Genomic DNA, 22,775 nt, shown 5'->3' on the forward strand with positions numbered 1-22,775 from the left:
AACCCCTTGACCAACGGACCTGAGCTTTTCAACTCTTTCTATTATATCTACTTTTTCAACTTTGTCAAGGACTTTTTCAATCTCCTATACAATTTTTTCTATGATAATAGGAAAGAGCCAGTTTAACCGACTCTCTCTATTCCGCTTTCCAATTAGTCGCACGTTCCTCTCCCCACCAGTACGGAATCAACTCGGCAACTTTGATTGTTTTTTTTGTTCCGTAGTCCATCATGAACTCTGCTTCTTTATTTTCAGCATTTAGTTCTAAGAGAAATTCTCTGCAGGCGCCACAGGGCATACCCGATCCTTCGCCGTAGGGAGGTTTATCTCGAAAGGCGAGGACTTTCTTAACTTTAGTTTGTCCTGAAAATTGATACATATTGAAGAGAGCTGCTCGTTCTGCACAGAGATGAAAAACGCCACAAGTGCCCTCCATACAAAATCCTGTGAATATCTGACCATCTTCCGCTTCTACCGCGGCAACGACATGGTTAGCATAAACAAAGTCAGAAACTTCATGGGGATTGTATAGTGTTCGTGCTTCTTCATACATCTTTTCCCAGATATCCATTGGAAGTCCTTTTTATTTAGAAATCTCTTTCAGCATGTTTTCGATATGCTGGATTGACTTTTCACGTCCGAGCAAGAAAATGGTGTCTGGCAATTCTGGACCATGCATTTCCCCTGATACAGCAATACGAATCGGCATGAAGAGGTTTTTACCCTTGATACCTGTTTCTTTTTGAACTGCTTTGATTTGTGGGAAGATGTTCTCTGTCACAAATTCCTCATCTGTCATTGCTTCTAGTTTCGCTTTGAAGGCTTCTAGAACAACCGGAACGGTTTCTCCTGCCATGACCTCGCGCTCAGCGTCTGTCAACTCTGGGAAATCTGCAAAGAAAAGATCTGTCAACGGAACGATTTCGTCCACTGACTTCATTTGTGGCTTGTAGAGTTCTACCATTTTTTCAGATTTGTCAGTCAAACGTCCTGCTTCTTCTAAGTATGGTTTAGCCATTTCAAAGATAGTAGCAAGTTCTGCTCTCTTGATGTAGTCGTTGCTCATCCAGTCTAGTTTCTTTTGATCAAAAGCTGCTGGTGACTTGCTGAGGCGGTTTTCATCAAAGAGTTTAATCAATTCCTCACGAGAGAAGATTTCGTCTTCCCCACCAGGGTTCCAGCCAAGAAGGGCGATAAAGTTAAAGACAGCTTCTGGAAGATAGCCTTTCTTACGGTAGTCTTCAATAAACTGAAGGGTATTGGTGTCACGTTTAGACAATTTTTTACCCGTTTCAGAGTTGATAATCAAAGTCATGTGACCAAACTCTGGTGCTTCCCAACCAAGAGCCTCATAAACCATGAGCTGTTTTGGGGTGTTGGCAATGTGGTCATCTCCACGGATAACATGAGAAATCTGCATATCGTGGTCATCGATGACAACGGCAAAGTTGTAAGTTGGGTAGCCGTCTTTCTTTTGGATAACCCAATCGCCACCAATATTGCCACCTTCAAACTCAATATCACCTTTGACCATATCGTGCCATTTGTAGATACCTGACTCATTAACAGCCAAACGAACGGTTGGAATGATACCAGCTGCTTCACGTTCTGCAATGTACGCAGCTTTTTCCTCTTCACTCATACCAAGGTATTCATTGATGTAACGAGGTGTTTCGCCAGCTGCTTCTTGACGTTCGCGCTCAGCCGCCAACTCTTCTTCTGTAACGTATGATTTGTAGGCTTTTCCTTCGGCTAGCAATTGATCGATGTATTTTTGATAGAGTTCCAAACGCTCTGATTGGCGGTAGTTTTCATGAGTTTCTGGGCTCTCATCCCAATCCATACCCAACCAGCGAAGATTTTCAAGCTGAGAACGTTCACCATCCTCAACATGGCGCTTACGGTCTGTATCTTCGATACGAATGATAAAAGTTCCACCATGATGGCGTGCGTAAAGGTAGTTAAACAATGCTGTACGGGCATTTCCGATGTGTAGTAGTCCTGTTGGACTTGGTGCGTAGCGTACGCGGATATCTTTTGACATAGTTTCTCCTATAAAGTCTCTAGGCGTCTGCCTTTTTGCTTTCTATATTATATCACAAGTCTCGCCTGAGTCCAATGTCTACGAATAAAGAGAGTAAAAAAGAGTGGACAAGCCACTCTTTTCTTCTATTATAGACGTGCATTAAGCTCTTTGCTCAATTCTTCAAATCCTGGTTTTCCAAGAAGGGCAAACATGTTACGTTTGTAGGCTTCAACACCTGGTTGGTCAAATGGGTTGATGGCATTCAAGTAACCTGAAAGGGCAATTGCCAATTCGAAGAAGTAGATAGTGTAGCCAAGAGTGAAGGCATCTTGCTCAGGAAGAGTTACGTACATGTTTGGCACGTCACCGTCAGTGTGGGCAAGAAGAACACCGTCAGTGGCTTTTTTGTTTACAAAGTCAACGTCTTTTCCTTGAAGGTAACCAAGTCCGTCAAGGTCTTCTTCCAAAGTAGGAATGATCACGTTCTTACGTGGTTTGTCAACACGGACAACTGTTTCAAACATGATGCGAGTTCCTTCTTGGATAAATTGACCCAATGAGTGCAAGTCTGTTGAGAAGTTAGCTGAAGTTGGGTAAATCCCTTTTTGGTCTTTCCCTTCTGATTCACCAGCCAATTGTTTCCACCATTCTGAGAAGTATTGAAGTGATGGCTCGTAGTTTACCAAGATTTCAGTAGCATAGCCTTTACGGTAGAGGATGTTACGAACAGCTGCGTATTGGTAAGCTTCATTTTCAGCAATCTTGTCTGAAGTGTAGTCTTTACGAGCTGCGTTAGCGCCTTCCATAAGGGCTTTGATGTCTGCACCTGATGCTGCGATTGGAAGCAAGCCAACTGCTGTCAAGACTGAGAAACGTCCACCGATATCATCTGGAACAACAAATGTTTCCCAACCATTCGCATCTGCTTCAACCTTAACAGCACCTTTTTGGCGGTCAGTTGTGGCATAGATACGTTTGTTTGCTTCTTCTTGACCGTATTTCTTAACCAAGAGTTCTTTAAAGACACGGAAAGCAATGGCTGGTTCAGTTGTTGTACCTGATTTAGAAATCACGTTTACTGAGAAGTCTTTGTCAGCTACGTACTCTACCAAGTCAGCAAGGTAAGTAGATGAGATTGAGTTCCCAGCATAAAGGATTTGTGGAGCTTTGCGTTCTTCTTTTGTTTGCAAGTTAGCAAAGTGGTGGTTCAAGAAGTCAATAGCTGCTTTGGCACCAAGGTAGGAACCACCGATACCGATCACAACCAAGACATCGCTGTCTGATTTGATTTGCTCAGCAGCTTTCAAGATGCGGTCAAATTCTTCGCGGTCGTAGTTTTCAGGAAGATCCAACCAACCTAAAAAGTCGCTTCCAGCACCAGTTCCTTTACGGATCAATTCGTCTGCTGCAGTTACTTGTGCTTGCATGTACTCCACTTCATGTGGGGCAACAAATTTGTCTAAAACTTTTGAATAATCAAATTTAATATGTGACATGATAATCCTCCAAAATTTCTTCTTTTCTATCATAACGCTTACCTTCGATTTTTTCAAGTTTTTTTATTGAATTTGCCCAATTTTTATCAGGATTCAAACGTTTGCGTAAATTTGCTAAAATATAAAAAATCTGAAAGGACGAATAAAAACGGCTAGAGATTCTAACCGTTACAATTCATTTAATAAATACTCAAATAGTTCTAAATTGCCGTCTTCTTCATTGACCAGAAATTCTGGATGCCACTGTAAACCGATAATGCGATGCTCATCGATAGACTCAATCGCTTCGATGGTCTGATCTCTTGGATCAATAGCAGTCACACGGAAATTAGGCGCCAGGTCTTTGATACTTTGACGATGGACTGAGTTGACCTGACTTTCTTTGCCAAACAACTTAGCCACCACGCTTCCTTCTACTGTCTCAATAGAATGAGAGGTTCCAAAAGGCAAGCCTTGCCAGTGACCTTCAATTTCTTGGTGGAGAGTGCCACCAAAAGCAACATTGACCAGCTGAACCCCACGACAGATTGCCAAAATGGGCTTATTCTGATGAAGTGCTTCTCTCAAGAGTGCCAATTCAAATTCATTACGGACTAGATTGTAATCGTCGCTCTCAATGGTCTTTTTCTCCCCGTAAAACTGAGGATGGACATTTTGCCCACCTGTCAAGATGAGTTTGTCAATCATTTCCACATAATCACGCACAATGGACTCATCTCCTACAGGAATCACTAAAGGGAGACCACCGACTTGACGAATGCTCTCTGCAAATTTACAGGATACAGATGAGTGAATGTTTTTCCCTTCTGCATCTACAGGACATAGATTTGCAGCAACTCCTACAACCGTTCTAGCCATGATGTGTCTCCTTTCGATTTTCTTGCGACAGTCTTATCTTATCACTCCAACCCTTTCCTGTCTAATATGTTTTTTTAAAGACCGTGATAAGTATTTTTTATGGATAAGAAAAAGCTGCCCAATGAGGACAACTTCTTTTTTATTCGAAGACAAATTGATTGTGATACAGTTCCGAGTAGAAGCCGCCGAGTTTGAGCAACTCATGATGATTCCCACGTTCAATAACCTCTCCATCTTTGAGGACAATAATCTGATCGGCATTGAGGATGGTCTTGAGACGATGGGCAATCACAAAACTGGTTCGTCCTGCAACAACTGCCTCCATAGCATGCTGAATCTTGCTTTCTGTTACGGTATCCACATTTGAAGTCGCTTCATCTAAAATTAAGACTTGGGGATCTGTCATCAAGGTTCGAGCGATGGAAATCAATTGTTTCTGACCAGTTGAGAAGATGTTTTGCTCATCATCAATAAGGGTATCATACTTATCAGGCAAGCTTTCGATATAGTCATGGATATGAGTTGCCTTGGCAGCTGCTTCGACCATTTCCTGACTGGCATCTGGCACACCAAAGCGGATATTGTCCCGGATTGTTCCACTAAATAAGACCGAATCCTGCAAGACAATCCCGACCTTGCTCCGCAGACTATCCAAGTCGTAGCCACGGATGTCTTTGCCATCAAAGCAAATGCTACCTGCATCCACATCATAGAAACGATTGATGAGGTTCATGATGGTCGTTTTCCCTGAACCAGTCGGACCGACAACTGCTATCATCTGCCCCTTAGGAGCTGAAATGCTAACATCTTTTAAAATCGGCTTGTCTGGCACATAAGAGAAATCAATGTGACTAATCTCAACGCCTTCTCGTAATTCCGTAAAGACTGGTGCATTTTGCGGACGAATCTCTTCTTCTGCATCGAACATTTCTTGGATACGATCCGCCCCAGTAAAGGCCAACTGGAGGCTTCCCCAACTCGCAGCTACCTGGATAATCGGCTGGTAGTACTGCTGAGAAAATTGGGTAAACATGACAATCAAACCTAGGGCTGTCGTTGTTTCAATACTTGGATCGTTCAGCAAGACCGCAGAACCTGCAAAAATAACGATGGCCGTATTGACCAAGCTCATCCCATTCATAACTGGAAAGAGGATGCCTGAGAACATTCTCCCTTTAAAGGTTGCCTTACGCACGCGCTCATTTTGCTCCACAAAGCCTGCTACGATATCATCTTGAATTCCTTGTACGATGACAACCTTTTGACCTGAGATGCTTTCATCCATGTAGGCATTGAGTTTTCCAACCTCTTTTTGCTGGAGATTAGTGTACTTGCGGGCCATTTTCACGATGAAAACCAACATGAGAAAGGCCACCGGGGTGCTGGCTACTGTTATCAGGGCTAGCGTCACATTTCTTGAAAACATGACAAAAATTAAACCGATGTAAAGAGCAATATTGCTCATGACCTGAACTAGGCTTTCATTGAAGGCTTGAAGGATGTTGTCCAAGTCACTCGTGAAGCGAGAAAGGATATCGCCATCCTGATGGCGGTCAAAGAAAGAAACCGTTAAACGAGAAAGTTTGCCAAAAAGGCCCTTACGCATCTCATTTGTCGACTCAGCAATCACACGGGTCATCAAGGTCATGTAAATCAAACTGGATACCACTAAGGCAAGGACAACCAGGGCTAGATTCAGCATCAGAGCTGATAAACTCTGCCAGGTTAGTTCGGAAGTTCCATTTTGATAAGCCAGCACTAGGTTAGCGAGCTCCGTCACTGCTTGACCTGAAAAAACTGGAAAGAGGGCTTGGGCAATCGTCGCAACTGCAACCATCAGAATCACAATGACAAAGGAGAACTTGTAAACTTTAAAATAGTTCCAGAAAAATCGAACAGTTTTCATTTTATTCCTCCTTTCCCTTTTGTGTTTCGTAAATTTCACGGTAGATGGCATTGTTAGCTACCAAGTCTGCATGCCGTCCTTCTCCAATCAAGCGTCCTTGATCCAAGACCAAAATCTTGTCTGCATGGACGACTGAACTAATCTTTTGAGCGATGATAATGGTTGTCGTCCCTTTCAGGTCTTTGTTCAAAGCTTCCTGCACGAGTCTCTCTGACTTAGCATCCAAGGCCGAAGTCGAATCGTCAAAAATCAGGATACGGGGATTGCTGACAATCCCACGGGCAATGGACATCCGTTGCTTTTGTCCACCAGAAAAGTTGGTGCCACGTTCTTCAACCTGACTCTCAAATTTGTTTTCCATGCGTCCGATAAATTCACTGGCTTGGGCAATCCGTGCTGCACGTTCCAGTTCGGACACGCTGGCATCGCCTTTTCCTTGACGGAGATTATCTGCAATGGTCCCACTAAAGAGAATAGCCCGTTGCAAGACGATGGAGACTGTTTTACGCAAGGTTCCCTCGCTGACGTCTCGAATGTCCTTGCCACCAATCTTGATAGAACCCTCCTGTGGATCAAACAGTCGTGGAATTAACTGAGCAAGAGTGGACTTACCTGCCCCAGTCGCTCCAACCACACCGACCATCTGACCAGGTGCAATATCAAAGGTCACATTTTTAAGCATAGGCTCATCATCATTGGGATAGGTAAAGGTCACATTTTCAAAAGAGAGACTTCCTTCTAACTCCTCATCTGGGAGATTTTTAAAGGTCATCGCTGGCTCGGTATCTAAAATCTCACGAATACGGCGCAAGGAAATCATGGCACGGCTGACAGAATTTCCCAAAAAACCAACCATGATGATAGTAAAGATAATCTGGCTGAGATAATTGATAAAGGAAGCAATCAAACCCACTACAGATGGATCTGACTGAGCCATTCCAGCCACCAACCAGATAGAGAGGAAGACCGCGCCATAGCCCACTAGCATCATAACGGGTTCTATAACTGAGAAGGCGTAGCCGATATAAAGATTTTGGCCGAGAAGTTCATCAGAAACATCAGTAAATTTGTCAAATTGTGCTTTTTCTTGTACAAAGGATTTGACCACGCGCACACCACGTAGATTTTCCTTGGCGATAGCATTGATCCGTTCAAGAAGGGTTTGAAACTTGGCAAATCGTGGTCCCATCATTCCCATCATAATGGCAGTTAGTGCAAAGATTAGGAGCACCATAAGGACAATCACCCACCAAAGTGATGGAAGAGTGTGAACCGCCAAGATAAAGGAACCGATAAAGAGAAGAGGGAGACGGAAGAGGATTTGAAAAGCCATCATCACTACATTCTGAATTTGGTTGATATCATTGGTCATACGGACGACAAGGTTGCCGGCATTAAACTGCTCGATATTAGCATAAGAAAAGCTTTGGATCTTACGAAAAGCATCTTCCCTAAGATCCGAAGATACTCCCTGAGCGATATAGGCTGCAAGTGTCACATTGACCCCACCTGCAACCAGACCGACTAGGGCTACTCCTATCAACCAGACACCAATGCTATAGATAGCCTCATGTTGACCAGCCAACAAAGCCTCTAACACCTCTTGCAAATAGCGCGGCTGTAAGAGCGAGCTCGCAACCATCAAGCCTGTCATCACTAGGGAGGCCAAGGCCTGCCATTTATAGGTTTTTATTTTTTTAATGAGCATAATTCCTCCTAATAAAATAGATAAAGGGAGCGACATCCTGCGTCAGCTCCTTCTCATTCGTTCATATTGATGTTATTCTAGCAAAAAAGAGGAATCTTGTCAAAAAAGTCTCCTTATTATAAATTAGTACGCTTTCATCCACAGGTGATGCATGAAAAGGCTTTTTATGGTAAAATGAAAGGAAGAACTCTTACAAGGAGGAAAAAATGAAGAAACAAACCATCGCTGTCTTGGGTCCTGGTTCTTGGGGAACTGCCCTTTCGCAGGTCCTAAACGACAATGGACACGAGGTTCGCATTTGGGGAAATGTCCCTGACCAAATCGATGAAATCAATAACCAGCATACAAATAAACGATACTTCAAAGATATCCTACTCGACGAAAAGATCAAAGCCTATCATGACTTGGAAGAAACACTCAAGGATGTGGATGCTGTTTTATTTGTGGTCCCAACAAAAGTAACGAGACTGGTTGCCCAACAAGTAGCAAAGGTGCTTGATCACAAGGTTGTCATCATGCATGCCTCCAAAGGATTGGAACCAGATAGCCACAAACGTCTATCAACTATTCTTGAAGAGGAAATTCCATCTGACCTTCGTAGTGAAGTCGTTGTTGTTTCAGGACCTAGCCACGCTGAGGAAACTATTGTTCGGGATATTACCTTGATCACTGCAGCCTCTAAAGACCTCGAAACTGCCCAGTACGTCCAAAATCTCTTTAGCAATCACTACTTCCGACTCTATACTAATACGGATGTTATAGGGGTTGAAACCGCTGGTGCTCTCAAAAACATCATTGCAGTTGGTGCAGGTGCATTACATGGCTTAGGGTTTGGCGACAATGCCAAGGCGGCCATCATCGCACGTGGCTTGGCAGAAATCACCCGTCTAGGGGTCGCTCTTGAAGCTAATCCTCTGACTTATAGCGGTCTTTCTGGAGTTGGTGATTTGATTGTGACGGGGACATCTGTCCACTCTCGTAACTGGAGAGCAGGTGACGCTCTCGGTCGTGGAGAATCCCTCGCAGACATCGAAGCCAACATGGGCATGGTCATTGAAGGAATTTCAACAACTCGAGCAGCTTACGAACTAGCTCAGGAATTGGGTGTCTACATGCCAATCACACAGGCTATTTACCGAGTTATCTATGAAGGTGTCAATATCAAAGAAGCAATCACTGACATCATGAACAATGAATTTAAAGCAGAAAACGAATGGTCTTAGACCTTTAGAGAAAGGAATATTATGAAACAAAAAGTAAGAAAAGCAATTATCCCTGCAGCTGGATTAGGAACTCGTTTCCTCCCAGCAACTAAGGCCTTGGCCAAGGAAATGTTACCAATCGTCGACAAACCAACCATCCAATTTATCGTGGAAGAGGCTCTTAAATCAGGTATTGAGGACATTCTGGTTGTCACTGGTAAATCAAAACGTTCCATCGAGGACCATTTTGATTCAAACTTCGAATTGGAATACAACCTCAAAGAAAAAGGGAAAACAGATCTTTTGAAACTAGTTGATGAAACAACTGGCATGCGTCTGCATTTTATCCGCCAAACTCATCCACGAGGTCTCGGAGACGCTGTTTTGCAAGCCAAGGCTTTCGTCGGAAATGAACCTTTTGTCGTTATGCTTGGTGACGACTTGATGGATATCACCAACGACAAGGCTGTTCCGCTTACCAAACAACTCATGGATGACTATGAGCGTACGCACGCGTCCACTATCGCTGTCATGCCTGTCCCTCACGACGAAGTATCTGCCTATGGGGTGATTGCTCCGCAAGGCGAAGGAAAAAACGGTCTTTACAGCGTTGAGACCTTCGTTGAAAAACCAGCTCCAGAGGATGCTCCTAGCGACCTTGCTATCATCGGACGTTACCTCCTCACACCTGAAATTTTTCAAATCCTCGAAAACCAAACTCCAGGTGCAGGAAATGAAATTCAGCTGACAGATGCAATCGACACCCTCAATAAAACACAACGTGTATTTGCTCGTGAGTTCAAAGGAGCTCGTTACGATGTCGGAGATAAGTTTGGCTTTATGAAGACATCTATCGACTACGCCCTCAAACACCCGCAAGTCAAAGACGATTTAAAAGATTACCTCATCCAACTCGGAAAAGAGTTAGCTGAGGAAAAATAAGACAATTATCAAATTGTCATAAACAAGGAAACATACAATACTTCTCCCCCAAGACTTGGAAAAAGCTAAGTTTGGGGGCTTTTCTTTACCTTTTACTCAGTCATTCTGTCATATAAACTTATAAAAGCTTCCTCCTAAAAGGCTTGAAAAGTAGAAACAAAGTAAAAAAGACTTAGTCCTGCCAATTTCAAGACTAAATCCTTTACGAATATATAAGTTCAATTTTTGAAAAATAAATCCGTTTTAGAACGATTTATAATTTCTGCTTGAACTCGACTAAGATATTCATAGCCTGCATAGGTGTCATGTTGTAAACATCCAGTTTAGCTAATTCTGCTAGAATAGGATGTTCTTCAGGCGCGTCAAAGAGTGACATCTGTTCTGTGACAGCACTTGTTTGTCTCATGGGAGCTGGACTTTCTGTTCCTTGATTCTCCAGTTGCGTCAAAATCTTATCCGCCCTTGCTAACAGTTTTGCTGGTAAACCAGCAATCTTAGCAACATGGATACCATAGGATTTGTCAGCTGGCCCTGGTTCAATCTTGTGAAGGAAGGTGACCTGTCCATCCTGCTCCAAGGTTGCCACGTGGACATTGACCAAGTGTTCCAAACTGGACTCCAGACTAGTCAACTCATGGTAGTGGGTCGCAAAGAGGGTTTTGGCTCCGATATGTTCATGAATGTATTCGATGATGGACTGGGCAAGAGCCATCCCATCATAAGTTGCAGTCCCACGTCCCAATTCATCAAAGAGAATGAGTGAGTCCTTGGTCGCATGCGAAATGGCATTGTTGGCCTCCATCATTTCTACCATAAAGGTTGACTGACCTGAAACCAAGTCATCTGCTGCTCCGATACGGGTAAAGATAGCATCGAAGATAGGCAAATGGGCGCTTTCTGCCGGCACATAAGAACCCAGCTGAGCCATAACCGCCGTCATAGCTAGCTGGCGCATATAGGTAGACTTCCCACTCATGTTTGGCCCTGTAATTAGTTGAATACTGGTGTCTTCTGCCATATGGATACTGTTTGGAATATAGGTCTGGGCTCCCATGACCTTTTCAACGACAGCATGACGCCCTTTCTGGATATTGATTTGTGAGTCGTCGCCAAACTCAGGTCGGATCAGATGCTGAGTTTCAGCCACAACTGCTAGACTTTGCAAGACATCAACGGTTGCAATTCCTTGGGCTAGAGCCTGCAAACGCTGGATGTACTTGCTGACTTCCTCACGGATACGCATAAAGATTTCATACTCTAGGTTGGCTGACTTCTCACGCGCCTCCAACATATCTCCTTCGATACGGGCTAATTCCTCGGTACCAAAGCGTTCTGAGTTTTTCAGCGTCGCCTTGCGGAAAAAGTGGGCTGGCACATTTCCCAGCTGCGAATTAGTCACATGGAAATAGTAGCCATCTTTTTTATTGTAGTCAATCTTAAGCGTGCTGATGCCAGAGTTTTCCCGCTCCTTAGCCTCGATCTCAGCAATCCAGCTAGTCCCTTCTCTGAGCACACGACGGTACTTGTCTAAGGTCTCATCAAATCCCGTACGGATAATGCCACCTTCCGTAATCACGTGAGGAGCTTCAGGAGCAATCGCTGCGCTAATCAAGCTCTCCAACTCAGGAATGGAATCCAACTGTGCGATGAGATAGCCCAGAGCAGGCTGCTCCATTCCTTCTAAAATCGCACGAATCCGTGGTACACTGGATAAGGTAGTCGCCAACTGCAAGAGATCCTTAGGATTGGTCTTGCCAAAAGAAACCCGACTAGCCAAGCGTTCGATATCATAAACACCCTTGAGACTGTCTGTCAAATCGCTGCGCTCAAAGAAGTGGTCAAGAAAGACCTGCACCACCTCTTGACGTTGGACGATTCGCTCCTTGTCAATCAAAGGACGATGAATCCAAGACCGCAAGAGACGCATTCCCATAGCTGTTTTGGTTTCATCTAAAAGCCAGAAAAGACTGCCTTGCTTCTTGCCTGAACGGGCATTCTCAACCAAATCCAGACTAGCTTTGGTCGCATAGTCCATCTGTAAGAAATCTTTGATTTCATAGCGAATAACTGGTTTGAGGTGGTTCAATTCCCGCATCTGAGTCCGGTGAACGTACTGGAGCAGCTTACTAGCTGCTGCTTGCTCCACAGCTGCCAGTCGTGGATCCAGTAAATGAAGGTCCTCAAAGCCTTCCTTCTCATAAGAAAGCACCAAATTCATCTGACGGCTGAGGATTTGTTCTTCTTCCTCAGACAAATCATAACCCAGCACCACTTCACGAGCCTTGAGGTTACGGATTTCCCCACAAACGAGGGTAAAGTCCAATAGACCCGTCACATAAAAATCACCCGTCACCAGGTCCATATAAGCTAGACCAAATTGATTGCCGTCACGATCTAGAGCAACCAGAAAGTTGTTCTGACTATCCGGTTTACTGCTATCGACGACCGTTCCAGGTGTGATGACCTGAACCACCTCGCGCTTAACCACTCCAACTGCTTGTTTGGGATCTTCCATCTGCTCGGCAATGGCAACCTTATAGCCCTGCTCAATCAAAACATCGATATACTGTTGGGCAGAATGATAAGGAACTCCCGCCATAGGAATTGGATTATCCGCATTCTTGTTGCGACTCGTTAAGGAAATTTCCAGAATCTGCGCAGCATTGACCGCATCTTCATAAAACAATTCATAAAAATCACCCATTCGAAACAGCAAAAAAGCATCTGGATATTGTTTTTTAATATCCACATACTGTTGCATGCCAGGTGATAGCTTTTCTGTTGCCATTTTACGTCTCTCCTTGCCAAAAATAAGGCTTGAGAACAAGTCCCAAAACCCTATCTATCTCTCATCAAATCTAGCAAACGCTCTTCCATGATCTTAGCAACTTGCTGGTCTCGACAAATAACCAGTAAGGTATTGGCACCAGCAACCGTCCCTAAAATCGACTCATCCTTATTTTCATCAACAATATTTGCTAGAACCGCTGCTTCTCCAAGTTTAGTATGAAGTACCAAGGTGAATTCTGCTCTTGCAACTCCTTCTAAATGATGCGACAAAAACTCTACCAAATCAATCTTGTCTGTCTCATTAGCTAGCACATAGTACACTATGTCATTTTTCTTGACCTTTGTCAAGCCAATCTCACGCAGATCACGAGACAAAGTCGTCTGTGTCACAAACACATTGCAAAGTTCTAAACGATCTTGAATTTCCTTTTGGGTTCCTAGTTTTTCCTCTGTAATCATTTTTTTAATCAACTGATGTCGTTCTTTTTTTCTCATACCAACCTCTTACATGAATATTTATAACTGATTTTAGATTTTATTATACCAAAAAAACTGAATAATTCAAAAAAATTCTCTTCTTTCTCAAAAAATGCAGTAAATTGTGATAAAATAGTAGAAAAGTCCAAAAAGGAGCCCTTATGAATACAAAAGAACTGATTGCTAGCGAGTTGGCTAGCGTCATTGATAGCCTGGACCAAGAGGCTATTTTAAATTTACTGGAAACCCCTAAAAACTCAGAAATGGGAGACATCGCCTTCCCTGCCTTTTCATTAGCAAAGGTCGAGCGTAAAGCTCCGCAAATGATCGCAGCAGATATTGCTGAAAAAATCAATAGTCAAGCTTTTGAAAGGGTTGTCGCGACTGGACCTTACGTCAACTTTTTCCTTGATAAAAGCGCTATTTCGGCTCAAGTATTGCAGGATGTTATCACTGAAAAAGAGCACTATGCCGACCAAAGCATTGGCAAGCAAGAAAATATCGTTATCGATATGTCTAGTCCTAATATCGCTAAACCATTTTCTATTGGTCACCTGCGCTCAACGGTTATCGGAGATAGCTTATCACATATTTTCCAAAAAATCGGCTATCAAACGGTCAAGGTCAACCACCTAGGAGACTGGGGCAAACAGTTTGGAATGTTGATCGTTGCCTACAAGAAATGGGGAAATGAGGAAGCCGTTAAAGCGCATCCAATCGATGAACTTCTTAAACTCTACGTTCGCATCAATGCTGAAGCTGAAAAAGATCCTAGCTTGGACGAAGAGGCACGCGAATGGTTCCGCAAACTGGAAAATGGAGATGAGGAAGCCCTCGCTCTCTGGCAATGGTTCCGTGATGAAAGTTTAGTGGAATTCAACCGCCTATACAATGAATTGCAAGTCGAATTTGACAGCTACAACGGAGAAGCCTTCTACAATGATAAGATGGATGCTGTTGTAGACATTCTCGCTGAAAAAGGACTTCTTGTTGAGTCAGAAGGAGCCCAAGTTGTCAATCTTGAGAAATATGGAATTGAACATCCAGCCCTTATCAAAAAATCTGATGGTGCAACTCTCTATATCACACGTGACTTGGCTGCAGCCCTTTACCGTAAAAACGAATACCAATTTGCAAAATCCATCTATGTTGTTGGTCAAGAGCAATCTGCTCACTTCAAACAACTCAAGGCAGTATTACAAGAGATGGGCTACGATTGGAGCCAAGACATTGTCCATGTTCCGTTTGGATTGGTAACAAAAGAAGGGAAAAAACTCTCTACTCGTAAAGGAAATGTCATCTTGCTAGAGCCTACTATCGCTGAGGCTGTTAGTCGTGCCAAGGCCCAAATCGAAGCGAAAAATCCTGAGTTAGAAAATAAAGACCAGGTTGCCCACGCTGTTGGAGTTGGAGCTATCAAGTTCTATGATCTTAAGACCGACCGTACAAATGGATACGACTTCGACCTTGAAGCTATGGTATCCTTTGAAGGAGAAACTGGACCTTACGTTCAATACGCCTACGCTCGTATCCAATCTATCTTGCGCAAAGCCGATTTCAAGCCAGATACAGCTAGCAACTATAGCTTGAATGATGCTGAAAGCTGGGAAATCATTAAACTACTCCAAGACTTCCCACGTATTATCAATCGTGCAGCAGATAACTTTGAACCTTCTATCATTGCGAAATTTGCGATTAGTTTGGCTCAAGCCTTTAACAAATATTATGCACATACACGTATCCTAGATGAAAGTCCTGAGCGTGACAGTCGTCTGACCCTCAGCTACGCAACCGCAGTCGTCCTCAAAGAAGCTCTTCGTTTGCTCGGATTAGAAGCGCCGGAGAAGATGTAAATCGCCAAAGTTACTTGATTGCAAAGCAATCTAAGTAACTAACGCCAAATCCTATCAGGGATTTGGCTTGGCGCTTCACTAGTCATGCCCCCTAAATATAATCGATTTAGAGTCCATGACGTCGTAACTATAGTGATTTGGCTTGGCGCTTTACTAATTCGATCTATTCACTACTATTTCTTTATCACACTGGGAGATTCCTTATGAGCCAATATGCTTATATCCTCGTTGTACTTAGCTTAGTTTTCCTTTTTCTGCTCAATAAGTACGAGAAGGAAAGACTTCAAAGACTTTACCAAGAGCAACTCTTGAAGGACGAGACATTTAGGTCTGACATCAAAGAGAAAATTCACACGACTGAAAATATCAATGATGTCATTGCACATATCAATAAAACTTACCATCTGGGAATGTTGCTCTCGAAAGACGTCACAGATCAATTGAAATAATCAAAATCCGAGAAGCTTTCTTATCGGATTTTTTAGCCTTAACTATATTCTCCTTGGAGAAATTTCATTAATGCATGTAAAGTTTTCTGTAATTTTCTGTGTTTTTTCAAAATATTCTTGCATTTCCTTTAAGTTTTTTGTAGAATAGTAGCTATCTATTCAGATTATTCTGAAAATTCAAAAATAGGAGTGTTTATTATGTCACAAGTTACGTTATCAAACCAGTCAACCTGGGCAAGCAAACTAAAGGCAATGGGGCCAGGAATCCTAATGGCTTCTGCTGCCGTTGGAGGTTCTCACATTGTATCCTCTACTCAAGCTGGTGGTTCTTATGGTTGGTCACTACTCCTCTTGGTTATCTTGGCCAATGTTTTTAAATATCCATTTTTCCGTTTTGGTGCCGAATATACTGCCGACACTGGCAAAACCTTGGTGGAAGGCTATGCTGAAAAAGGAAAACTCTATCTCTGGATTTTCTTTGTCCTCAATGTTTTCTCTGCTATGGTCAATACAGCTGGAGTCGCTATCCTTTGCTCAGCTATCATCGCTAGCGCTTTTCCAATAATTGGTCTTAGCATCACTCAATGGTCCCTTATCCTTGTTGCAGTCATTTGGGCTATGCTACTCTTTGGTGGCTATAAACTATTGGATGGTATGGCAAAATGGATTATGTCTGCTTTGACCATTGCAACAGTTCTTGCAGTTATCATTGCAGCAATTAAGCATCCTGAATACAGCTCTGATTTTGTCGAAAAGACACCTTGGCAAATGGCGGCCCTCCCTTTCATCGTTTCCCTCTTAGGATGGATGCCTGCCCCTATTGAAATTTCAGCCATCAATTCACTCTGGTCTGCTGAAAAGAAAAAGACCGTCAACTTTAATACAGCGGACGCTCTTTTCGACTTTAACGTTGGTTACATTGGAACTGCTATCCTAGCTGTATTCTTCGTGGCACTAGGAGCACTGATTCAGTATCCTACAGGACAGGCAGTTGAAGCCGCTTCAGCCAAATACATCTCTCAATTTGTGGGTATGTATGCCTCTGTTCTTGGAGAATGGTCCCGTTATTTGATTACCTTTATCGCCTTTCTTTGTATCTTTGGAACAGTCATCACCGTTATTGATGGTTACTCTCGTGTCAATCAGGAATCGCTGCGACTCTTGATTCGTCAAAAAGAGGATTCTCGCAAATCTTTGAACATCTGGATGACCCTCACAGCTATTATCGGTATCGTCATCATCAAGTTCTTTGCTGGACAAGTTTCCACCATGCTTCGCTTTGCCATGATTGGTTCTTTCCTGACAACACCATTCTTCGCTCTTTTGAACTATGTATTGGTGACACGTGAGAATAAAAATCTTCCTTCCTGGCTAAAACTCCTTGCTATCGCAGGATTGATTTTCCTCTTTGGCTTTGCTATTTTCTTTATCTATGCACTTGCCATCGGAAAAGCAGGATAGTATATAAAATGGCACCCTTACGGGGGTGCTTTTTGCATACTCAAAAGCAGTTGAAAATCTCAACTGCCCCTCAGTACTACTTTATTTTTCTGTTTCTAACTCATACAAGTCCGCGATAATCGCTGCGACTTTTTTAATATCTCCCAGCATACCACGCATTTCAAAGTCTGCTAGGACCGGGAAGCCAAAGCGCTGGCTGTACTGCTTGGCTGTCAGGCAGTATTGATTGTTAAAATTGCGATTACCGGAACCCACTACCCCAAAACACTTACTAGCATTGTCTCCATAGGCGATAAAGTCGCCCACTGGAGTCGTAAGAATCTCAACATCGCCGTTATCAACGCCATTTCCACCTTCTAGATAAGTTGGTAAAAAGGCGACATAGGGATGTTCCATTTCAAAGAATTCTTGACCTTCCTTGACCAAGTCCTTGATATGGATTTTTTGGACCTCAATCCCTTCATACTGGGACAAGAGATAATCCTTGAGCCGGGTTACAAAACTCTCTGTATTCCCGCTCAAACTGATATAGACTAAGAATATTTTTTTCATGATGACCTCGATTTTTATGTTTAAAATATTAAAAGAACTACCAAGATTGTAACTTGATAGTTCTCTTTTGTCAATACTTAGGCAACTTCCTCTGCTTCGGCTTCTTCAGCCAAATCTTTTTGTTGGCGCCACATCTTGTAAAAGACTAAGGCTAAAAAGAGGACATTGATGATGATGAACAAAATATTTGTTCCTTGTGCTAATGCTCCCATTCCTAAGCCGAAGGTAGTATCTTTGATTAATTGAACTGCATCTTGAACGTTCATATAGCTATAAACCAAACCAACAATAGCTAGTAGAACATAGCCAATATAAGCATAGTTTGCGAATTGCACATTTTTACGTACTAGGAACACAAAGGCTACTACAACTAGAATTGCAGATAAGACAATCAACAACGTATTAAAAATAGAGTGCGATGACGCTGTTACTTGGTAAGTATAGTTGACTGCGTCTTCTAATTGCTGGGCAGTGAGCGTCCCGCTATTTGCCAGGCTAACACGAAGAGCATCTTTACTCGGCAATGGACTCAAGATTCCAAATAATGACATAGATGAAATAAGGGCTGATAGGACTAACAAGACCCAAAGATAAATAGGATTCTTTTTCATGTTTTCCTCCATAAGACATTTTGAACATTATAGCATTTTTTGTACAGGAATACAACCTTTACAAGCTGGTTTCGACTTGTTTGCGATAAGCTTTCGGTGATTTTCCGCACAATTTACGGAAAACCTTGTAGAAATATCCAACATTACTGTAACCTACTGCATAGCAAATATCTTCAATACTATCACTGGTCGAAAGTAAGAGTTGCTGCGCTGCCTTAATCCGCTGTTTATTGAGCAATTCCGCAAAAGTCGAGTTGGTTTCCCTCTTAATCAGCTGACCCAGGTAGACTGGGTTAATAAAGAGATCCTTGCTAATATCCTTAAGCGAGAGCTCTTTCTGATAATCACGCCCAATCACCTCCAGAACGCTCACCACATTTTCATTCATGCGGTACTGGCCAAAGAACTTAATCAAGGTCTCTTTGATGTAGGCAACCAATTCTTCAAAGGTGTTAATGGCATGGATGGCTTTGACAATCTCGGTCATATCATCCGCTTTTAGATGCTCAAACAAGTGGAATACATCCATGACAAACTGAGTGAAGAGCTGTTTGGTGATAGCAACGCGCGGTGTATTCTCTAAGACAACCTTCTCCAGCAGGGTCAATTCTTCTATGATTTGATTGATATTCCCTTGAATAATCACCCGATAAATCGGTTCGTAATAAGCAAACAAACTCTCGGATTTTTCTAGATTGACAGAACCGTAAAAGAGGGCTTTTTCTGCGTTGATTTTCCATTTTTCAAAGGCTTGTTGGTAGGGCGCTCCAAAAGGCGTTACTACGATTCCATCTAGTGGTTGATCAGAGATAAAAATCTGCCAGTCTTGACCTAAAACATAGTAAGGAATAGTGAAAGAACCTTGTTTTTCCTTGGAAAGGCCTATCCACCAGTTGTCTTTACCTGCTAAGAAATTGACAAAGCCTTCTTCATCCAATTCTTGGCTGAGAGTCTGGCTTTGTTCCACCTTTTCCTGAAGTTGGCTCGCAATTTTTTCTAATAAATGACTCAACTCCACCTTATCCACTGGCTTCACCAGATAATCCACAACACTTAGATTCATTGCTTTCTTGACATAGTCAAACTCCTGATAGCCAGACAGCAAGATATAATAGGCATCTGGGAGAGTCTCCTTCATCTCCTTGATCATCTCAAGCCCTGTCTTATCTGGCATGTTGACATCCGAAATAATCACATCAACTGGATTTTCCTTGACGTAGTCCAATGCATCATCTGCGTGATTAGCTGTTGCGACGACTTGCATATCCCATTTTTCAAAGGGGATTAATCGCTTGAGACCCTCTGTCACCATGTACTCATCGTCTACTAATAAAACTTTATACATTTCCCTTCCTTTCTATTCATTTTGAATAGTAATACGGTAACGAACACCTTCTTGTTCAGCAGACTCTACACTGATTTGGTAGCGATCCCCAAAATAGAGGACAAAGCGTTCGTGTACATTGATTATTCCAATTGATTGTCGCTCTCCGCTATAGCTTGCCTCGTGCTCAAAACTTCTCTGAGTTAGTTTTTCTTGCAAGGCAGCTAATTTTTCGGCAGACATTCCACGACCATTATCGACTACCAGGATCTCAACAAATCCTTCACCCTTCAAAACCTTGATACTGATTACATTATCTGTCCGACGGTGGTCAATACCGTGGGCAAAGTAATTTTCTACCAATGGTTGGAGCGTAAACTTGGGAATCTTCATATTTTCTAATTCTGGCGCGATCTTAAAGCCATAAGCAACAGACCTTGGATAGCGAACCATACAGAGATAGCTATATTTTCGGCAAAATTCCAACTCCTGCTTCAACGTTGTTTCCCGCTCGTCGGAGATATTGTTGCGTAACAAGCTACTAAATTCATAGATAATATCTGCCAGTTCATCCTGACTTTCCATAACAGCATACATCCGTAAAAACTCCAGAGTATTGTACATAAAGTGAGGATTGATTTGAGCCTGTAGGGCTCGCATATTGGCATCTTTCTGACTGAGCTCTAGCTGATAGATATCGTGGATATTTTTTTCCAGGCGATCCAACATATCATTGGTTGTTTCTGCAATGAGAAGCAATTCTTGGTCTTTTTCAGAAGTATCGATCCGAAGTCCTTCTTCTCCTTTGGCAATGACCTGGATAGACTCTACCAGATCCACAACCTGCTTTTGGTAATTTGAGAAAGTTTGTCTAAGAGTTGCATATAAAATAATAACAAAGAGAACACTTAAACCAACAATTACAGCGGAACTAGTCAAAGTTCCAGTAAGAACAAAATTCTTTGGAACAGCAACTCGAACCTGATAGCCGTGAGAGGTAACTCCTACAAGCCAGTCCTCCCGCTCGGCAGATACTGTCTCCCCAATCTGAAACATCTCGGTCTCAAAAGGCGAAGTTACTGTTACAGCCATCGGGATATGGCCCCTTGTATTGTCAATAGCATCATGGAGAACATCTGGGGAAAGGGAGATATAGATGACTCCTAAATCCTTGTCAGACACAGGATCGGATACAGGAATGGCAAAACTATTGGGAGCTGGTTTGAAATTTTCTGCTGGAATTTTCTCTCCACTTCGTTTCCCTCGGGTAGAAACAAAAACTTCTTTATAATCTTGAAGGACAATTGCAACACCTGTCACAAAGTCATTTCTTACATACAAATCGTCAATATTTTCATACAAGGATACCGAGATATAGGGCGAAGCCTTGCGCTCTAATTGCCAATAAAAATAGTCTGGTGTGCTGAGACTAAAATACTTGTAAATTCCTTCAATCCGAGCCTGATTTTCAACCAAAGACTGGGCAATCTGAGTCGACTCTCTATGGTAATATTCAATCTCACTCACTGTCCGAGTCGTCACACGTTGAGCTACTCGTTGGGCTTCTTTTTCACGGGAACTCCAGTCAGCATAGGAGAGCATGACCGCAAAACTTGCAATGATGGCAATCATCACCAAGGTATAGATGCGCAAAAGCGAGTGGAGCCAGAACGGCTTCATTTTATTTTGTCGCCAATTTTTCATGGATACTTTCATATACGGGTTCCAACATATCACTGATAAAGAAATGCCACATCCCAATTCCTACGAAGGAAAGCAAGGCGGGCATATAGTAACCAATTCCTATAAGCATAACCGTACCAAATAAAACCTTGGCTAGAGCTGGTAAACTCATAAAAATCCCGACAAGAGCGAGTTTTACAGTATTTCTATAAGAAAGTTCATAATAAACTTGTAGCTTCAATGAAACGGTATACGCCAAGAAAATGAAGACAATGACAAGGATATTGAGAAAGGTCGCCAAGAGATGAAAAATGGTCTGGTGGGGCAATTGAACTAGAAGATACAAACCATAAACTAAGACAAGATCCACAAATACAAAACTATAGAAAGCCAGATTACTCTTGACAAAATTGCTCTTATACAATTCCCAAGCTTCCTTTAAATTGTAAGCTCGGTAACTGTATCCATGCTCAGCATACAAACTCATAAGGGTGGCACTAGCTGGCGCTAAGCCGAACACGATACCTCCTGCTAGTGTTAATAACCAGAAAAAAGCTGTCGCAAGCATTCCTAAAAAGAAACGATTAAAGACGAATTCTAGAAACTTTCCCATGATATCCTCCTTAAAACAACTATGTGACTATTATATCATATTTCAAACGTTTTCAAAAATATAGAGCTTCCATTTACAATCCTCAAAAAGCATGATACAATTGGTTTTGTTAGTTTGTATCAAGGAGATTCTCATGAAGAAAAATATCTTAACCACCCTCTTAGCTGTCGTCCTCTATTTTCTCTGTGTAGGGATTGGTGTCTTCCTAGGACACCTAGTCGACCAAACGGGCAATATGTTCTATGCGCCTGCCTTTTCTGCCCTTGTCGGGGGTAGCGTCTACATGTTTCTTTTGGCAAAGGTTCCTCGTTTTGGAGCGATTACCACTCTCGGACTCTTTATGGCTCTCTTTTTTCTAGCTAGTAAACACGGCGCTGGCGCTTTTCTACCAGCTATCGCCTGTGGTCTTGCAGCAGATGCCATCGCTCGCCTCGGAAATTATAAAGATCGAATTAAAAATACCCTCTCCTTCCTCGTCTTTGCTTTTAGTACAAGTGGCCCTATCTTCCTCATGTGGATCCGTCCCAAAGCTTACGTGGCTACCTTACTCGCGCGTGGAAAATCCCAAGAATACATTGACCGTATCATGGTCGCTCCAGATTTGGACAAAATCCTTCTCTTTGTCGTAAGTATCCTCCTAGGCGCTGTGATGGGTGCTGTTATTGGGCAATTTCTAAGTCAAAAAATAGCTGATAAACTATAAGGTAAAAGCCCTGAAGACTAGCAATGCCTAGTTTCAGGGCCTTTTTGTATACAATCTTAGAATTCACTATAGATAAATTCTTGGATATTCGAAAAATCGGTCACAAAACAGTAAATCACGA

General features: G+C 42.5%; 19 protein-coding genes. 6 read left to right on the forward strand and 13 right to left on the reverse strand.

Annotated features, from left to right (window positions below; genetic code table 11):
* Positions 1-136 precede the first annotated feature (136 nt).
* From K1I97_RS06205 to K1I97_RS06230, 6 genes are all read right to left on the reverse strand, one after another.
* Positions 137-571 (reverse strand): cytidine deaminase family protein, encoded by a 435-nt coding sequence (locus tag K1I97_RS06205; protein ID WP_223331178.1) that lies wholly within the window; start codon positions 569-571, stop codon positions 137-139.
* Between the two features lie 12 nt (positions 572-583).
* Positions 584-2,044 (reverse strand): glutamate--tRNA ligase, encoded by a 1,461-nt coding sequence (gene gltX, locus K1I97_RS06210; protein WP_223331179.1) that lies wholly within the window; start codon positions 2,042-2,044, stop codon positions 584-586.
* Between the two features lie 128 nt (positions 2,045-2,172).
* The gene (locus K1I97_RS06215; protein ID WP_000018244.1) at positions 2,173-3,522 is read right to left on the reverse strand and encodes a glucose-6-phosphate isomerase; all 1,350 of its coding nucleotides are present in this window, start codon (positions 3,520-3,522) and stop codon (positions 2,173-2,175) included.
* Positions 3,523-3,690: 168 nt separating this feature from the next.
* On the reverse strand, positions 3,691-4,380 hold the full coding sequence (locus K1I97_RS06220; RefSeq protein ID WP_223331180.1) for a gamma-glutamyl-gamma-aminobutyrate hydrolase family protein: 690 nt from the start codon (positions 4,378-4,380) through the stop codon (positions 3,691-3,693).
* Between the two features lie 139 nt (positions 4,381-4,519).
* Positions 4,520-6,286: an ABC transporter ATP-binding protein gene (locus K1I97_RS06225; RefSeq protein ID WP_223331181.1), complete on the reverse strand. Its 1,767-nt coding sequence runs from the start codon at positions 6,284-6,286 to the stop codon at positions 4,520-4,522.
* 1 nt (position 6,287) lies between these two features.
* Positions 6,288-7,994: an ABC transporter ATP-binding protein gene (locus K1I97_RS06230; RefSeq protein WP_223331182.1), complete on the reverse strand. Its 1,707-nt coding sequence runs from the start codon at positions 7,992-7,994 to the stop codon at positions 6,288-6,290.
* Positions 7,995-8,200: 206 nt separating this feature from the next.
* Between K1I97_RS06230 and K1I97_RS06235 the strand changes: the two genes are divergently transcribed.
* Together K1I97_RS06235 and galU are read left to right on the forward strand one after the other, a co-directional pair.
* Positions 8,201-9,217, forward strand: coding sequence for an NAD(P)H-dependent glycerol-3-phosphate dehydrogenase (locus K1I97_RS06235; RefSeq protein ID WP_223331183.1), 1,017 nt, complete (start codon positions 8,201-8,203; stop codon positions 9,215-9,217).
* A gap of 21 nt (positions 9,218-9,238) precedes the next feature.
* Entirely contained in the window at positions 9,239-10,138 is a 900-nt protein-coding gene (gene galU, locus K1I97_RS06240; protein WP_223331184.1) for a UTP--glucose-1-phosphate uridylyltransferase GalU, read from the forward strand.
* A gap of 253 nt (positions 10,139-10,391) precedes the next feature.
* Here galU and mutS read toward each other — a convergent pair whose 3' ends face one another.
* Together mutS and argR are read right to left on the reverse strand one after the other, a co-directional pair.
* Positions 10,392-12,926 (reverse strand): DNA mismatch repair protein MutS, encoded by a 2,535-nt coding sequence (mutS, locus tag K1I97_RS06245; RefSeq protein WP_223331185.1) that lies wholly within the window; start codon positions 12,924-12,926, stop codon positions 10,392-10,394.
* Positions 12,927-12,976: 50 nt separating this feature from the next.
* Positions 12,977-13,423: an arginine repressor gene (gene argR, locus K1I97_RS06250; RefSeq protein ID WP_223331186.1), complete on the reverse strand. Its 447-nt coding sequence runs from the start codon at positions 13,421-13,423 to the stop codon at positions 12,977-12,979.
* 143 nt (positions 13,424-13,566) lie between these two features.
* Between argR and argS the strand changes: the two genes are divergently transcribed.
* The 3 genes from argS to K1I97_RS06265 all read left to right on the forward strand — a co-directional run bounded on the left by argS (position 13,567) and on the right by K1I97_RS06265 (position 17,168).
* The gene (gene argS, locus K1I97_RS06255; RefSeq protein ID WP_223331187.1) at positions 13,567-15,258 is read left to right on the forward strand and encodes an arginine--tRNA ligase; all 1,692 of its coding nucleotides are present in this window, start codon (positions 13,567-13,569) and stop codon (positions 15,256-15,258) included.
* 203 nt (positions 15,259-15,461) lie between these two features.
* Positions 15,462-15,707, forward strand: a complete 246-nt coding sequence (locus K1I97_RS06260; RefSeq protein ID WP_000084865.1) for a hypothetical protein — start codon at positions 15,462-15,464, stop codon at positions 15,705-15,707.
* A 198-nt stretch (positions 15,708-15,905) separates the two neighbouring features.
* On the forward strand, positions 15,906-17,168 hold the full coding sequence (locus tag K1I97_RS06265) for an NRAMP family divalent metal transporter (RefSeq protein ID WP_223331188.1): 1,263 nt from the start codon (positions 15,906-15,908) through the stop codon (positions 17,166-17,168).
* A gap of 81 nt (positions 17,169-17,249) precedes the next feature.
* Here the strand turns inward: K1I97_RS06265 and nrdI are convergent, their stop codons facing one another.
* The 5 genes from nrdI to K1I97_RS06290 form a co-directional block, all read right to left on the reverse strand.
* Entirely contained in the window at positions 17,250-17,720 is a 471-nt protein-coding gene (gene nrdI, locus K1I97_RS06270; RefSeq protein ID WP_223331189.1) for a class Ib ribonucleoside-diphosphate reductase assembly flavoprotein NrdI, read from the reverse strand.
* 77 nt (positions 17,721-17,797) lie between these two features.
* Complete coding sequence (locus tag K1I97_RS06275) at positions 17,798-18,331, reverse strand: ABC transporter permease (protein ID WP_223331190.1); 534 nt, start codon at positions 18,329-18,331, stop codon at positions 17,798-17,800.
* Positions 18,332-18,389: 58 nt separating this feature from the next.
* Positions 18,390-19,676 carry a response regulator transcription factor gene (locus K1I97_RS06280; protein WP_223331191.1) on the reverse strand — a complete coding sequence of 429 codons (1,287 nt, stop codon included), beginning with the start codon at positions 19,674-19,676 and terminating at the stop codon, positions 18,390-18,392.
* Between the two features lie 12 nt (positions 19,677-19,688).
* Positions 19,689-21,359 carry a sensor histidine kinase gene (locus tag K1I97_RS06285; RefSeq protein WP_317628038.1) on the reverse strand — a complete coding sequence of 557 codons (1,671 nt, stop codon included), beginning with the start codon at positions 21,357-21,359 and terminating at the stop codon, positions 19,689-19,691.
* On the reverse strand, positions 21,337-21,951 hold the full coding sequence (locus K1I97_RS06290) for a YesL family protein (RefSeq protein WP_223331192.1): 615 nt from the start codon (positions 21,949-21,951) through the stop codon (positions 21,337-21,339). The genes K1I97_RS06285 and K1I97_RS06290 overlap by 23 nt, the downstream gene beginning before the upstream one ends.
* Positions 21,952-22,084: 133 nt before the next feature.
* Between K1I97_RS06290 and K1I97_RS06295 the strand changes: the two genes are divergently transcribed.
* Positions 22,085-22,654 (forward strand): MptD family putative ECF transporter S component, encoded by a 570-nt coding sequence (locus K1I97_RS06295; RefSeq protein ID WP_223331193.1) that lies wholly within the window; start codon positions 22,085-22,087, stop codon positions 22,652-22,654.
* Positions 22,655-22,775: the final 121 nt, after the last annotated feature.

This window comes from Streptococcus oralis (genome assembly GCF_019929345.1).
In the GTDB taxonomy this organism is placed as follows: domain Bacteria; phylum Bacillota; class Bacilli; order Lactobacillales; family Streptococcaceae; genus Streptococcus.

What these genes read in the sequence shown, in the direction of transcription:
- K1I97_RS06285 (WP_317628038.1), bottom strand. Translation starts at nt 21,359, where the DNA reads ATGAAAAATTGGCGACAAAATAAAATGAAGCCGTTCTGGCTCCACTCG.
- K1I97_RS06215 (WP_000018244.1), bottom strand. Translation starts at nt 3,522, where the DNA reads ATGTCACATATTAAATTTGATTATTCAAAAGTTTTAGACAAATTTGTT.
- argR (WP_223331186.1), bottom strand. Translation starts at nt 13,423, where the DNA reads ATGAGAAAAAAAGAACGACATCAGTTGATTAAAAAAATGATTACAGAG.
- K1I97_RS06230 (WP_223331182.1), bottom strand. Translation starts at nt 7,994, where the DNA reads ATGCTCATTAAAAAAATAAAAACCTATAAATGGCAGGCCTTGGCCTCC.
- K1I97_RS06260 (WP_000084865.1), top strand. Translation starts at nt 15,462, where the DNA reads ATGAGCCAATATGCTTATATCCTCGTTGTACTTAGCTTAGTTTTCCTT.
- K1I97_RS06280 (WP_223331191.1), bottom strand. Translation starts at nt 19,676, where the DNA reads ATGTATAAAGTTTTATTAGTAGACGATGAGTACATGGTGACAGAGGGT.
- nrdI (WP_223331189.1), bottom strand. Translation starts at nt 17,720, where the DNA reads ATGAAAAAAATATTCTTAGTCTATATCAGTTTGAGCGGGAATACAGAG.
- gltX (WP_223331179.1), bottom strand. Translation starts at nt 2,044, where the DNA reads ATGTCAAAAGATATCCGCGTACGCTACGCACCAAGTCCAACAGGACTA.
- K1I97_RS06295 (WP_223331193.1), top strand. Translation starts at nt 22,085, where the DNA reads ATGAAGAAAAATATCTTAACCACCCTCTTAGCTGTCGTCCTCTATTTT.
- K1I97_RS06220 (WP_223331180.1), bottom strand. Translation starts at nt 4,380, where the DNA reads ATGGCTAGAACGGTTGTAGGAGTTGCTGCAAATCTATGTCCTGTAGAT.
- K1I97_RS06225 (WP_223331181.1), bottom strand. Translation starts at nt 6,286, where the DNA reads ATGAAAACTGTTCGATTTTTCTGGAACTATTTTAAAGTTTACAAGTTC.
- argS (WP_223331187.1), top strand. Translation starts at nt 13,567, where the DNA reads ATGAATACAAAAGAACTGATTGCTAGCGAGTTGGCTAGCGTCATTGAT.
- K1I97_RS06290 (WP_223331192.1), bottom strand. Translation starts at nt 21,951, where the DNA reads ATGGGAAAGTTTCTAGAATTCGTCTTTAATCGTTTCTTTTTAGGAATG.
- mutS (WP_223331185.1), bottom strand. Translation starts at nt 12,926, where the DNA reads ATGGCAACAGAAAAGCTATCACCTGGCATGCAACAGTATGTGGATATT.
- K1I97_RS06265 (WP_223331188.1), top strand. Translation starts at nt 15,906, where the DNA reads ATGTCACAAGTTACGTTATCAAACCAGTCAACCTGGGCAAGCAAACTA.
- K1I97_RS06235 (WP_223331183.1), top strand. Translation starts at nt 8,201, where the DNA reads ATGAAGAAACAAACCATCGCTGTCTTGGGTCCTGGTTCTTGGGGAACT.
- K1I97_RS06205 (WP_223331178.1), bottom strand. Translation starts at nt 571, where the DNA reads ATGGATATCTGGGAAAAGATGTATGAAGAAGCACGAACACTATACAAT.
- galU (WP_223331184.1), top strand. Translation starts at nt 9,239, where the DNA reads ATGAAACAAAAAGTAAGAAAAGCAATTATCCCTGCAGCTGGATTAGGA.
- K1I97_RS06275 (WP_223331190.1), bottom strand. Translation starts at nt 18,331, where the DNA reads ATGAAAAAGAATCCTATTTATCTTTGGGTCTTGTTAGTCCTATCAGCC.